The organism is Paraburkholderia terricola (assembly GCF_900142195.1).
In the GTDB taxonomy this organism is placed as follows: Bacteria; Pseudomonadota; Gammaproteobacteria; order Burkholderiales; family Burkholderiaceae; genus Paraburkholderia; species Paraburkholderia terricola.
Genome location: NZ_FRAB01000009.1, coordinates 186,251 through 198,953, shown reverse-complemented (window position 1 = coordinate 198,953; position 12,703 = coordinate 186,251). Strand labels below are relative to the sequence as shown.

At 60.0% G+C, this 12,703-nt stretch carries 11 protein-coding genes and 1 tRNA gene; 6 read left to right on the top strand and 6 right to left on the bottom strand.

The annotated features are described in order from the left end of the window. The coding region (locus BUE39_RS10820; RefSeq protein WP_200799508.1) for a transposase at positions 1 to 203 on the top strand (203 nt) is incomplete at its 5' end. Between the two features lie 238 nt (positions 204 to 441). Here the strand turns inward: BUE39_RS10820 and BUE39_RS10815 are convergent. Then, positions 442 to 705, bottom strand: coding sequence for an H-NS family nucleoid-associated regulatory protein (locus BUE39_RS10815; protein ID WP_073428647.1), 264 nt, complete (start codon positions 703 to 705; stop codon positions 442 to 444). A 501-nt stretch (positions 706 to 1,206) separates the two neighbouring features. On the opposite strand from BUE39_RS10815, the gene BUE39_RS10810 reads away from it, so the two are divergent. The 3 genes from BUE39_RS10810 to BUE39_RS10800 all read left to right on the top strand — a co-directional run bounded on the left by BUE39_RS10810 (position 1,207) and on the right by BUE39_RS10800 (position 2,864). Next, on the top strand, positions 1,207 to 1,842 hold the full coding sequence (locus BUE39_RS10810; RefSeq protein WP_073428646.1) for a LysE family translocator: 636 nt from the start codon (positions 1,207 to 1,209) through the stop codon (positions 1,840 to 1,842). Between the two features lie 305 nt (positions 1,843 to 2,147). Then, positions 2,148 to 2,351: a cold-shock protein gene (locus tag BUE39_RS10805; protein ID WP_012428559.1), complete on the top strand. Its 204-nt coding sequence runs from the start codon at positions 2,148 to 2,150 to the stop codon at positions 2,349 to 2,351. A 288-nt stretch (positions 2,352 to 2,639) separates the two neighbouring features. Then, positions 2,640 to 2,864: a hypothetical protein gene (locus BUE39_RS10800; protein ID WP_073428645.1), complete on the top strand. Its 225-nt coding sequence runs from the start codon at positions 2,640 to 2,642 to the stop codon at positions 2,862 to 2,864. Positions 2,865 to 2,969: 105 nt separating this feature from the next. On the opposite strand, the gene BUE39_RS10795 is transcribed toward BUE39_RS10800, so the two are convergent. After that, complete coding sequence (locus tag BUE39_RS10795; protein ID WP_073428644.1) at positions 2,970 to 4,601, bottom strand: acyl-CoA synthetase; 1,632 nt, start codon at positions 4,599 to 4,601, stop codon at positions 2,970 to 2,972. A 159-nt stretch (positions 4,602 to 4,760) separates the two neighbouring features. Between BUE39_RS10795 and BUE39_RS10790 the strand changes: the two genes are divergently transcribed. Next, positions 4,761 to 5,507, top strand: a complete 747-nt coding sequence (locus BUE39_RS10790) for a Crp/Fnr family transcriptional regulator (RefSeq protein WP_073428643.1) — start codon at positions 4,761 to 4,763, stop codon at positions 5,505 to 5,507. A 178-nt stretch (positions 5,508 to 5,685) separates the two neighbouring features. Continuing rightward, on the top strand, positions 5,686 to 7,245 hold the full coding sequence (locus BUE39_RS10785; RefSeq protein ID WP_073428642.1) for a methyl-accepting chemotaxis protein: 1,560 nt from the start codon (positions 5,686 to 5,688) through the stop codon (positions 7,243 to 7,245). A gap of 209 nt (positions 7,246 to 7,454) precedes the next feature. On the opposite strand, the gene BUE39_RS10780 is transcribed toward BUE39_RS10785, so the two are convergent. From BUE39_RS10780 to rpoD, 4 genes are all read right to left on the bottom strand, one after another. Further along, a complete protein-coding gene (locus BUE39_RS10780) occupies positions 7,455 to 8,597 on the bottom strand; it encodes a porin (protein WP_073428641.1) in 1,143 nt (380 codons plus the stop codon). A gap of 887 nt (positions 8,598 to 9,484) precedes the next feature. Then, a complete protein-coding gene (locus tag BUE39_RS10775; protein WP_073428640.1) occupies positions 9,485 to 9,685 on the bottom strand; it encodes a hypothetical protein in 201 nt (66 codons plus the stop codon). Positions 9,686 to 9,990: 305 nt separating this feature from the next. Beyond that, positions 9,991 to 10,078: transfer RNA gene (locus BUE39_RS10770), tRNA-Ile, on the bottom strand. Positions 10,079 to 10,231: 153 nt separating this feature from the next. Then, positions 10,232 to 12,631 (bottom strand): RNA polymerase sigma factor RpoD, encoded by a 2,400-nt coding sequence (gene rpoD, locus BUE39_RS10765; RefSeq protein WP_073428639.1) that lies wholly within the window; start codon positions 12,629 to 12,631, stop codon positions 10,232 to 10,234. Between the last annotated feature and the right edge of the window lie 72 nt (positions 12,632 to 12,703).

Genomic DNA, 12,703 nt, shown 5'->3' with positions numbered 1-12,703 from the left:
ATACCATTGCCTCGAGCGTGGGCTACGCCATTTCGCAGCAAAAGCGCAAGTTGATCGAACAAGGCTTCGGGTGGGCCAAGACCGTGGGGCGCATGCGCCAGGTGGTGGTGCGCGGGTTGAAGAAAGTGGACCAGATGTTCGTGTTGAACATGGCTGCCTACAACCTCGTGCGCATGCGCTCACTGACACAAGTCCGTCTGTAGCAGCGAAAAACGCGGCAATGAAGCCAGAAATTGGCCTCAAACTGCCGAACAAGCGTGGAATTCACGTTGAAATTGCACAATGCGATAAACCTTGTGGCGAGAGCCGCGTAAGTGCAGAAAGGCTGCTTCTGTCGGACTGTATTTCAGCAGCCTGTTAAGGCAGTTCACGCACCCGATCAACGGCGAAGGCATATGCCGGCTGATTCATCGCCGTTATGCGAGCGCCGAAACGCAGACCTCAACAACGGAAGTGATCGATGTTCTGCCCAGCGTAAATCGCACGCGCGAGCCAGTCCGGCTTGTCGCCGTGACCGTCCCACGTATTGCCGAAGGCGTCGCGATACATCACGGCTCGCGTCTTGGCTGCGTCGGCCTCGATCGCCTCGGCTAGCGCTTCGGTCGTGATGCCGTATTCGTCCATGCGTCGGCGTATCCACAGGATCAAGCGCTCACGCGCATTCCCGTCGAGGTCGAACAGCCTTTGTTCTTCTCGCTCTTTCATAACGTACCGGTTTCGCGGCTGATAATGCTCGCGTTGGATATACAAAGAGTTCGCTAAAACAACGCGAAGCTTATGCGTGATTCAGATAGGCACGTGCGAATCGAACTCGCGACGCCTCTCCCGATGCGGGGAAACTCGCACCTGGAAATCATGCCCAACAAATCCTGGATTTCGGGGAATTGGCCGGCAAACGGCTCGAATTCGGCCCACGACTTGCCTCAGTGTTCCGAGGCTGCTTCAGCGTATGGAAGGCAATTCTAGCATCCAATTTCTTATGTTTGCAGCAAGGGTTTGCTTTACCTGCGATGTGGGGGTTTTCAAATTCTTATTGGGTTATTAGGGTCGCCCGCGCAGGCGCGCAGTTAATTAACCTTGAGACAGCAAGGATAGATACTGGCGCAAAGCTAAACACAATCCGCACGGAAAAACGCAAATGCAAGACCACACCCACTCATGCTATGTTTCATTGATTAACATCCGAGCGTACAGGAGACACACAACATGCCCGCATCGACCGCTATCGTCACGATTCTCGCCGCGCTGCTGCTCGGTGCGATGAGTCCCGGCCCGAGCTTTGTCATCGTGGCCCGCAATGCCATCGGACTATCGCGCGGCGACGGTCTCGCCACCGCGCTCGGCATGGGCATCGGCGGCGTGTTCTTTAGCGGCGTGGCGTTGCTCGGCCTATACACGTTGCTCGCCACTGTCGAATGGCTGTACATCGGCCTGAAAGTGGCGGGCGGTCTCTACCTGATCTACCTGGCGTCGAAAATCTGGCGCGGCGCGGCCAAACCGCTCGCATTCGATGCAGCCCAAGCCGCCCCGGCCAATGTGCGCAAATCTTTCTGGATCGGCCTGAGCACGCAACTCAGCAATCCGAAAACAGCCGTCTACTACGGCAGTATCTTCGCGGCCCTGCTTCCGCAACATCCGCCGCTGTGGTCCTACTTCGCATTGCCGCCCGCGATCTTCGCTATCGAAGCCGGCTGGTACACGATCGTCGCACTGTGCTTTTCGAGCAAGCGACCGCGCGAAGTCTATTTGCGCTGGAAAGCGTGGATCGATCGCGTCGCGGCGGGCGCGGTTGCGGCGCTTGGACTGCGCCTCGTTTTGACGGCACATAAAGTCGGCATCTGAAACCTCGCTTGCCGTGGTTCGGCTTGGCGCGCCGAGCCGCTTATGGTGCCGCATCGCGCGACACGCCGAACCACGGCCGCAAGGTATGCCCCGGCGAGGAGCAATAGGCCCTTTCCGAAACAGTTACAAGTTAAGTGTTGACGCTGGCATGCCCCGGCGGTTACTGTGGCGATCGAAGTTCAAGAAGTTCGATTGCTGTTCATCAATGTTCGCTCCTCAGCGGTATTCGTTGTCCTCTCCCTCCTTGACGCTTCAAGCGCTCCTCAACAGAGCAAATCTTTCTATTTTTTCCTCAAGGATTCTTCATGGATACCGGTACCGTTAAGTGGTTCAACGACAGCAAGGGCTTTGGCTTCATCACCCCGGACAAAGGCGGCGACGACCTGTTCGCGCACTTCTCCGAAATCAGCGGCGACGGCTTCAAGACGCTCGCTGAAAATCAGAAGGTGAGCTTCGAAACGAAGCAAGGCCCGAAGGGTCTGCAAGCGGCTAACATCAAGCCGCTGTAAGTTTGAAGGGCTCGGTGTCCGGCAACGGGCATCGGGCTGCAGCGACATCCTCGCGGAGCTTCGTCTCCCACAGTTGGCGCGATCGCTTTTAGCTGCACGTGTTTTTCGCAGCAAGCCCAAAGCGCCAAACGCCTCGTTGCACCTCTCATTCTCCCTCTGGCTTCAACGCCCTTTTTTCGCTTTCCGACTGCGTCGTGATTCGGCTTGCAATGGCTTGAATCGGCTCGTCCGCGTGACTCGTACAACGGTCCGCCCGGCAGGCACGCACTCGTACATCATTAAAATAAAATGACAAACAAACATAGGCATCACTACAACGGCTATGCCGTCCAACCCTCGGCGCATCGTTTGCCCGACGGCAGCTTTTCATCCAACCTGTTGCTCGAACGCGCTGACAGCGCGCGTGCCGAAGGGCGCTACCAGTTCTATTCGCTCGATTACTTCACGAACGAAGAACAGGCTTTGCAGCACTCGGCAAGCTGGGCACGCAACTGGGTCGACACGCGCGGTTAAGCGCGCGGCCCACGGCTCTACGCGATGACGCGCGCATGATTTGCGCGCGCATCTCGCGACATGACGTAGTGCGCCATGCGACACGCTTTGCAATCGCAGGCGGCCTTACTCGCCCTGCTCCGCCTTGATTCGCGCGCGCAGTTCAAACTTCTGAATTTTTCCCGTCGACGTCTTCGGCAATTCGCCGAAGCGCACCGCTTTCGGCAACTTGTATCCCGCAAGAAAGAGCCGGCAGTGCGCGATGATCTCTTCCGCGCTCACCTGAGCGCCTTCCTTGAGTTCGACGAATGCGCACGGCACCTCGCCCCATTTCGGATCGACCATCGCCACCACGGCGGCAACCGATACCGCGGGGTGACGGTACAGCGTGTCCTCGACCTCGATGCTCGAAATGTTCTCGCCGCCTGAAATGATGATGTCCTTGCTGCGATCGCGAATGCGAATGTAGCCATCGGGCATCCGCACGCCCAGGTCGCCGGTGTGGAACCAGCCGCCGCTGAACGTGGCCTCGGTGGCGCGCTCGTTCTTCAGATAGCCCTTCATGCAGATGTTGCCGCGGAACATGATCTCGCCGATCGTCTCGCCGTCGTCAGGCACGGGCGCGAGCGTGTCCGGGTCGAGCACCGTCACGGCCGCTTGCAGGTGGTAGCGCACACCTTGCCGCGCGTTCAGTTCGGCGCGTTCGCTGTCGCCGAGCGCTTCCCACTCCTCCTGTTTCGCACAGACGGCGGCCGGCCCATAGGTCTCGGTGAGTCCGTACACGTGCGTCAGATCGAAACCGATTTCCTTCATCTTCGCGATCACGGCCGGTGGCGGGGCCGCGCCGGCCACCATGGTCGACACGCGATGCTCGATGCCGTCTCGCCATTCGGCCGGCGCATTCGCCAGTGCGCTCTGCACGATCGGCGCGCCGCAATAGTGCGTGACGCATTCGCGGCGGATCAGGTCGAACACCGTCTTCGCGTCGAACTTGCGCAGACAGACGTTGACGCCGGCGCGCGCCGCCACCGTCCACGGAAAACACCAGCCGTTGCAGTGGAAAAGCGGCAAGGTCCACAGGTAAATTGCATGCTTGGGCATATCCCATTCGAGGATATTGCTGAGCGCATTCAGATAAGCGCCGCGATGGTGGTAGACCACGCCTTTGGGATCGCCAGTCGTGCCCGACGTGTAATTCAGCGCGACGGCGTCCCACTCGTCGGCCGGCATGGTCCACGCGAATTGCGGATCGCCCGATTGCAGCAACGCTTCGTAGTCGGTCGCGCGGATGAATTTGCCGGGGTCGGCGGGCATCGCGTCCGCCACGCTGATGACGTGAAGATCGGGGAACTCCAGCGCGGCGCGATGCGCGAATTCGCCGTACTCGGTATCGACGATCAGCGCCTTCGCCTCGCCGTGACGCAACATGAACAGCAGCGACGGCACGTCGAGCCGCGTATTCAGTGTGTTGAGCACGGCACCGGCCATCGGCACGCCGAAGTGCGCTTCTATCATCGGAGGAATGTTGGGCAGCAAGGCGGCGACCGTGTCACCGCGTTCTATGCCGGCCTGCCGCAACGCGCTGGCAAGACGCCGCGCGCGTTCATAGGTCTCGCGCCAGTTGCGGCGAATCTCCCCGTGGACGACCGCCGGCCGCTCACCGTAGACTTCGGCTGCGCGTACGATGAAATCGATGGGCGTCAGCGGGACATAATTGGCCTCGCGCCGCTCGAGGCCTTCTTCGAACATGTGCTTCATCACGTCGTCTCCTGAGGCGCGGGCCGCGCCGTCGATTGTTTTGATTGATGATTCAAGCCTAGCAACTGTCATGGTGAACTGTCTGTCATTCAAATGACAGAGTAGCGCGCGCCGGCTTTTGTGAATCGGCTTCGTCGGCATACGTATCCTTAACCGCTCATGAACGACGCTCCTCTCACCGCCCCGTCGGACGCTCGCTCGCACCGGCCGGCGCGGGTAGCGTGCGCCGACCTGCCGCGGCTATTCGCCACCTGCGCCTGGTTTCGCGCGCTCGCCGCCGAGCACCAGGCCATGGTGCTCTCCAGCGCGCACGCGGAGCACCTGGAAGCCGGCGCGTGGGTCGCGCGCCGCCAGGAACCGTCGAACTACTGGATCGGCGTGCATTCCGGCCTCATCAAGCTCGCGATCTACAACGCGTCGGGCCGCAGTTGCACGCTCTCCGGCGTGCCGCCCGGCGGCTGGTTCGGCGAAGGCAGCGTGATCAAGCGCGAATTGCGCAAATACGATGTGGCTGCGATTCAGCCTTCGCTCGCGATGTTCGTGCCGTCCGACACATTCCATGCACTTCTGGAATCGAGTCTGCCGTTCACCGGCTTCGTGATCCGGCAACTGAACAACCGCATGGGCGAATTCATCGCCTCGATCCAGAACAGCCGGTTGCTGGATGTGGATGCGCGCGTCGCGCAGTCGCTCGCGCAATTATTCAATCCCGATCTCTATCCCGACACGGGCCGAACGCTCGCCATTTCGCAGGAAGAAGTCGGCCTCCTGGCGGGCGTATCGCGCCAGCGGATCAATCAGGCGCTGCAAAACCTGGAAAAGCTGCGGATTCTGCGCCTCTCGTACAACCAGATCGAGGTGCTCGATCTCGAACGCCTGTACGCGTTCGGCCGTGAACAGATCTAGCGCTTACGCGCATTTTCCATGCACGGTTTCGCCGCGCGTTCAGCGGCGACCCGCCTTCTATCAGCCCACATTTTGAGCATCAGGATAAAGAAAGCACCGCAAAAGCCGTTATGCGAGCTATGCAGCGCAGATTGCAGCCCTTCCCCATTCCGAGCTCAACGTCCTGGCCAAGCTGATAATGAACCGTCTGACACTCAAACAGAAGTTGTGGGTCCCGTTGCTGCTTTGCTGGGTGGCGCTCCTGATCGTGACCGTTGTGAACGCGTTGGAAGCGCGTAGCGCTCAAATGGACGCGCGGCGCGCGGATCTGGCCGACGTCACCGACATGGCGGTATCGATCGTCGCCGACTACGCGAAGCAGGCCGACGCCGGCAAGCTCTCCGTCGACGAAGCGAAACAGCAGGCCATCGCCCGCATCAATGCGCAGCGCTATGGCACGTCCGGCTACGTGACGATCGTGCGCGGCGATTCGGTGATGATCACGCATCCGATGAGCCCGAAGCTGAACGGCAAGGACATGAGCGCCTTTCGCGACGCCAAGGGCAACGCGCTGTATCAGGACATCGCCCAGGCCGGCGGCTCGGCGGCGGGCGCCGGATATCTGCGCTACTGGTGGCCTAAACCCGGCGCAACGGCGCCGAGCGAAAAGATCGGCTACGTGAAGCGCTTCGTTCCGTGGAATTGGGATTTCATCGCCGGCGCCTATATGGACGACATCCAGGCGCAGTTCTATGCAACCCTCGGGCGTTCGGCCGGCATGCTCGTGCTGCTTGGCGTGCTGGTGTCGTTCGTGGCGTCGCGCGTGGTGCGCAATGTGTCGCGCTCGATCGGCGGCGAGCCTTCCAGCGCGGCGGCCATCGCCATGCAGATCGCCCAAGGCGATCTCGCCACGCACATCGACCTGCGCCGCGACGACACGTCGAGCCTGTTGTTCTCGCTGCATGAGATGCGCAATCAGCTTGCCGCCACGGTCGCGCGAATCAAGACCTCCGCCGAGACGATCACCGTCGCCTCGAAGGAGATTGCGGCAGGCAACCTCGATCTGTCGAGCCGCACCGAGGAACAGGCGGCTTCGTTGCAGCAAACGGCCGCCAGCATGGACGAACTGACGAAGACCGTCACACAGAATGCCGACAATGCGGCGACCGCGTCCGAACTGGCGACCGATGCATCGAATATCGCCGCGCGCGGCGGTCAGGTGGTCAACGACGTGGTCGAGAAAATGGCGGGCATCACCGAGGGTTCGCGCAAGATCGGCGAGATCATCAGCGTGATCGAAGGCATCGCGTTCCAGACCAATATCCTCGCGCTGAACGCCGCGGTGGAAGCGGCGCGCGCCGGCGAAGAGGGCCGCGGCTTCGCGGTGGTCGCGGGCGAAGTGCGCAATCTCGCTCAGCGCAGCGCGACGGCGGCCAAGGAGATCAAGGTGCTGATCGACCAGTCGGTGGCGCAAGTCGGCGAGGGCTCGACGCTGGCCGGGAGGGCGGGCAGCACGATCGGCGAGGTGGTCGACGCGGTGCACCGCGTGACGGCGATCATCAACGAGATTTCGGCGGCTTCGAAGGAACAGAGTTCGGGCATCGGCGAGATCAATCTCGCGATCCGGCAAATGGACGACGTGACGCAGCGTAACGCGGCGCTCGTCGAGCAGGCCGCGGCCGCAGCCGGTTCGCTCGATGAACAGACGGAACGGCTCCGGCATGCCGTTGCCGTGTTCAAGGTCGAGCAACATGCCTGATTGAGCGGGGCACTTTCCGCTTCGATTGAAAAAGGCCGTCACGGGCTGATCCGGTGACGGCCTTTGTTTTTGCGCTTTTCTGCGCGGTGAGGGAGGCCCGCAATCGATGCAAACGGTGCGGGTGTCAGCCATCGGTCCAAACCGCGCGTCCATAAAAAAAGGTGCCGCGAACGGCACCTTTTCGTACGACAACCAGCTTCTGCTGAAGCTTAGAAGCGGTGACGCAGACCGACCGTAGCAGCCGTCTGGTTCTTCGACGACGACGGCAGTTGCGACACGTCGCCGCTGTAGATCGACGCGACACCGCCGTCGCCCATTGCGTGCTGGTACACGGCTTGAGCGTAGACGTCCGTACGACGCGACAGCGAGTAGTCGGCTTGCAGGCCGATCTGGTGGTAACGGGTCTTCAGATCGTTGCCGTCCGCGTTGGTACCGTAACCGCGTGCGTCCGTGAACGTGTAAGCGATGCCCAGGCCCAGAGCCGGCGTCACGTTGTACTTGCCGTTGACTTCGTAGTTGTTCGAGCGGCCTTGGCGTTGGCCCACTGCGGCGCCGACGAGGTTGTCCACGCGCGATTGCGTCCATGCGAGACCGACGGTAGCCGGGCCGAATGCGTACGAAGCAGCTGCGCCGAACTCACGTTGACGGAAGTTGCCGGTAATGACGCCGGAGTTGTTCGCCAGTACGCCGTCCGAAGCACCGGTGGCGTTTGCCGCCGGATTGTTTTGCTGTGCGTAAGCCGCGCCCAAACGCAGACCTTGGAACTGGTATGCAGCACCAACGCTGTATTCACGGTTGTTCGCGAATGCGCCAGCCTGGTTCGAGAAACCGTACGTGCCGCCGAACGTGAAGCCAGCGTAGTTAGCGCTCGAGTACTTGATCGAGTTGTTGACGGAGTAGCCGCCGTTCGTGTTCAGGTTGTCGTTGTTGAACGGATGCGCGAAGTACGTGCCGCCCCAGCTGCCCGTTGCGGTCAGCGGTGCCAGGTAGTCTTGCGCAGCATCGTATTGACGACCCAGCGTGACCGAACCGAACTGGTCGCTCGCCAGACCGACGAACGCCTGACGGTTGAACATACCGTTGTTGTTAGCGAACTTGCCGTTGTTGATGTTGAAGCCGCTTTCCAACGTGAAGATTGCCTTCAGACCGCCGCCCAGGTCTTCCGAGCCGCGCAGACCGAACATGCTTTGATTGATGCCACCGCTGCCAGCGGCCCACTTCGAACTGTGGTTGACGTTGCTGGTGTAGGTCAGGCCGGCATCCAGCAGACCATACAGGGTCACGCTGCTTTGTGCGTGAGCGACGGAAGCGAACGATGCGGCAACCGCAACGACGATGAGACTCTTTTTCATGCGTGGGACTCCAGGTTCGATAATTTACGCGGGGAGCGGGACCTGCCTCAACGGCGCCTGCATCACACGCCGCCGCCCCGTTTGCTGAACCGCTTCGGATCAGCCAGGCACCCTCTGAAACGAAGCGTGAGTGTAGGTGGACACCCTGGTATCGACGCCTGCAATTCGCACAACATGATTTTTCCGAATCAGCAACAATCAGCCCGCAATAAGTAATAGTCCTTGTATTTCAGCCATTTAGCGCAAGACACAACATGTCTCGCGTCTGCCTGAGACGTAAATTATCCGCAACCAATCAATATAAAAGTTGTGCGTCTGCAACAGCGTTTTAACACTCCAGACTTAATCGGGCAGAAGTAAGAAGTTGATTCGTTAAAGAACATCGCCAATTGCTCTGCCGTTCGAATGCGGCATAAATTTATTTTAGAAATTTTGGAACTTAATAGATTTAAGACAGTCGCCCCTCTCTGGATAAAAGAAAGGGCGCGATCTTATCGCCGTGGATTGCCTCGCAATCATTTTTTGATTTGAATTCCGGCTCTTCTTCTAAGACCGAAATTTTCTCTTAGCCGCTCGGCAGTCTGTGGGCCGGGCCCCGGTGGCGGTCGCCGCCGCACGTGGGGCGGCGCGGATAAGAACCGCCGTTTAGGCGGTCACGCATTCCTGAGCTAAAGCGCACATCACTTTGCTTGGAAAAAGCCAATGCGCTGAAAGAGGGAAGCCTTCAGCACGGGCGTTGCCCGGAGGTGAATTGCGGCGCCGGCCGCCGCGTGACAAAACCCGTGCTGAGAGCGGACGGCAAACATCTAACAGCCTTCCTGATTTACTTAACGGCGCTGCCGTACCCTTTTTTACACGGAGTTTCCCTACTTTGAGGCTGGCCAGCCTTATGGCCGGTCTCGCGATCGGCCAAGCGTCTCTTCGTCTTCGGGCGAACTGCCTGGTGCGAGCGGATCGGTTTCCGGCTGCGTGTCCGGTCTGTCTGGCGACGGACGCGGTTGCTCATCTGGCTCATCTGGCTCATCTGGCTCATCGAGCGGCTGGCCGGCGGGATCGGCGATGGGATCAATGGTGGGATCGGTTTGCATGACGGGAACGTCCTCCTGGATGGGAATGCCTTCCGCCGTTCCACGCGCAACGAATATTCCCGGAACCGGGCAGCGCTTGCGAAGAATCTTGAGCGGGCAGTAGGACGACGCAGTCGGGAATCAAATCAGCGGCAATTCGCGGTGTCGGTGAGAAGACGACGGATAAAGGCCGCCTTCTAAATAACCGAATCAAATTGCTCAGCCCGATTAACACCGCAATAGAAGGGGCATATTGCCGCGCTTGATAGCCGGCTTCATGCAATAAAAAAGGGCTCCGAAATCTCGGAACCCTTCTTTTACATCCTTGGTGGGCCGGGTCGGAGTCGAACCGACGATGTCCTTTCGGAGGCGGATTATGAGTCCGCTGCCTGCAACCAGCACGGCGTCCGGCCCAAGAAAAAGACCCGGTCTCAAGGCCGGGCCTATTCGCTGATTGGCCGACATACTACACGAAAAAGGGGGCTGCGCAACCGCCTCGCCGGCGCGAAACAACCGCAACAGCCCCTTCACAGCGCTAGATCGCCAGCCGCACGTCGCGCGCTTCGGTCAATTCCCTTCGAGGAATGACTTCAGCTTGTCCGAGCGGCTCGGATGGCGCAGCTTGCGCAGCGCCTTTGCCTCGATCTGACGGATCCGTTCACGCGTCACGTCGAACTGCTTGCCGACTTCCTCGAGCGTGTGATCGGTGCTCATTTCGATACCGAAACGCATGCGCAGCACCTTCGCTTCGCGCGGCGTCAGCGAGTCGAGCACGTCTTTCACGACGTCGCGCATGCTGGCGTGCAACGCCGCATCCGCCGGCGCGACCGTGTTCGTATCCTCGATGAAGTCGCCCAGATGCGAATCGTCGTCGTCGCCGATCGGCGTTTCCATCGAGATCGGCTCTTTCGCGATCTTCATGATCTTGCGGATCTTGTCTTCCGGCATTTCCATCTTTTCCGCCAGCGTTGCCGGATCCGGCTCGAGACCGGTTTCCTGCAAAATCTGACGCGAAATGCGGTTCATCTTGTTGATCGTTTCGATCATGTGAACCGGAATCCGGATCGTACGCGCCTGGTCCGCAATCGAACGCGTGATGGCCTGGCGAATCCACCACGTTGCGTACGTGGAGAACTTGTAGCCGCGGCGATATTCGAACTTGTCCACCGCCTTCATCAGACCGATGTTGCCTTCCTGAATCAGGTCGAGGAATTGCAGACCACGGTTCGTGTATTTCTTCGCGATCGAGATCACGAGACGCAAGTTCGCCTCGGTCATCTCGCGCTTCGCCTGCCGCGCCTTCAACTCGCCCGCCGCCATCTGACGGTTGGTTTCCTTCAGGTCCTTCAGCGGCAGCACCACGCGTGCTTGCAAATCCAGCAGACGTTGCTGCTGTTCGCGGATCGCCGGAATGTTACGCGTGAGGATCGCGCTGTACGCGTGACCTTCGGCAACGATCTTGTCGGCCCATTCGAGATCCGTTTCACTGCCGGGGAAGCGTGCGATGAACTCGGCGCGCGGCATGCCGCACTTGTCGACCACCGTATGCAGAATCTGACGCTCGACCTGACGCACTTCGTCCACCTGCGCGCGCAGCGTGTCGCACAGACGCTCGACGGTACGCGCGGTGAAGCGGATCGTCATCAGTTCGTTCTGGATCGTTTCCTGCGCCTTCAGATAAGACTTGGACTTGTAGCCTTCCTTCTCGAACGCGCGACGCATCTTGTCGAACCATTCGCTGATGAGGGCGAATTTTTCGAGCGACGCACGCCTGAGCGCTTCCATCTGCGCCGCGTTGGCCGTGGCTTGCGCCGTGCCGTCGTCTTCTTCCTCGTCCTCTTCGGCTTCTTCCTCGACTTCCTCGTCCTCGCTCTCGATCGCCTCGGCCTCTTGCGCGGAGAAACCGTCCGCATCTTCCGCGTTGGCGTCGATCAGACCGTCGACCAGTTCGTCGATACGGATTTCCTCGTTCGCGACGCGTTCAGCCATCGCCAGAATGTCGGCGATCGTGGTCGGACACGCGGAGATCGCCATGACCATGTGCTTCAGGCCGTCTTCGATCCGCTTGGCGATTTCGATTTCGCCTTCACGCGTAAGCAGTTCGACCGTACCCATTTCACGCATATACATGCGGACCGGGTCGGTGGTGCGGCCGAATTCCGAGTCGACGGTGGAAAGCGCGACTTCCGCTTCCTCTTCCACTTCGTCATCCGACGAAGCGGCCGGCGCGTTGTCGTTCAGCAGCAGCGTTTCAGCGTCCGGCGCCTGCTCGTACACCGCCACGCCCATGTCGTTGAACGTGCTGATGATGCCTTCGATCGCCTCGGTTTCCGTGAAGTTGTCCGGGAGGTGATCGTTGATTTCAGCGTAGGTCAGGAAACCACGCTCCTTGCCGAGCTTGATCAGCGCGCGCAGTTTGGAGCGGCGCTCCTCGATTTCCTCGACCGTGCCGGGCTGCGACGACGCGAACGCGTCTTTCAGCAGCGCTTTTTCCTTGGCACGACGATCGCGAGCCTTGACCTTTTCCACCTTGCCGGGAACGGCTGCAGGGGTTTCTTCGCTCTGGGTTGCGTCGTCATCGACGGGTACTTCATTCAGCTTTTTCGTCATGGAGTTCGCCGTACCGGCTGTAGTCTCGACTCGCGGCTGGTGGACAACAGCCGGTTGAACCGTGGATACTGGAGTCTCGCGCACTACCGCATCGTCCTTCGCGGCAGCCGCTTCCCTTGCGCTTCTGACACCCGGCCGCCTGGCCGCGGGTGATACAGCTTTCGCCGCCCTGACCGGCTCCGCTCGCGCAGCTGAAGTGGTCGAGGATTTCTTCCCCGCAGCCGGCGCAACGCTGACGGCAGACGCCTTCTTGGCGGAAGAAGCTAACTTGGCTTCGGTGACCTTTCCGGTCCGCTCCCTGGAGCGCGTGCCTGCCGCTTTCTTTCCGCCCGTGGTCCCGTCTGAAGTCTTTGCCATCGCATCGCCTTTTCGCCTTTGCTAGGAAAACCCTTTGAAAAACAAACCGCTGGAAACCTTTAATTATACCAC

Bases quoted from the DNA above. Each gene is read 5' to 3' on its own strand.
- BUE39_RS10815 (WP_073428647.1), bottom strand. From the start codon at position 705: ATGAAAGAGCGAGAAGAACAAAGGCTGTTCGACCTCGACGGGAATGCG.
- BUE39_RS10810 (WP_073428646.1), top strand. From the start codon at position 1,207: ATGCCCGCATCGACCGCTATCGTCACGATTCTCGCCGCGCTGCTGCTC.
- BUE39_RS10805 (WP_012428559.1), top strand. From the start codon at position 2,148: ATGGATACCGGTACCGTTAAGTGGTTCAACGACAGCAAGGGCTTTGGC.
- BUE39_RS10800 (WP_073428645.1), top strand. From the start codon at position 2,640: ATGACAAACAAACATAGGCATCACTACAACGGCTATGCCGTCCAACCC.
- BUE39_RS10795 (WP_073428644.1), bottom strand. From the start codon at position 4,601: ATGAAGCACATGTTCGAAGAAGGCCTCGAGCGGCGCGAGGCCAATTAT.
- BUE39_RS10790 (WP_073428643.1), top strand. From the start codon at position 4,761: ATGAACGACGCTCCTCTCACCGCCCCGTCGGACGCTCGCTCGCACCGG.
- BUE39_RS10785 (WP_073428642.1), top strand. From the start codon at position 5,686: ATGAACCGTCTGACACTCAAACAGAAGTTGTGGGTCCCGTTGCTGCTT.
- BUE39_RS10780 (WP_073428641.1), bottom strand. From the start codon at position 8,597: ATGAAAAAGAGTCTCATCGTCGTTGCGGTTGCCGCATCGTTCGCTTCC.
- BUE39_RS10775 (WP_073428640.1), bottom strand. From the start codon at position 9,685: ATGCAAACCGATCCCACCATTGATCCCATCGCCGATCCCGCCGGCCAG.
- rpoD (WP_073428639.1), bottom strand. From the start codon at position 12,631: ATGGCAAAGACTTCAGACGGGACCACGGGCGGAAAGAAAGCGGCAGGC.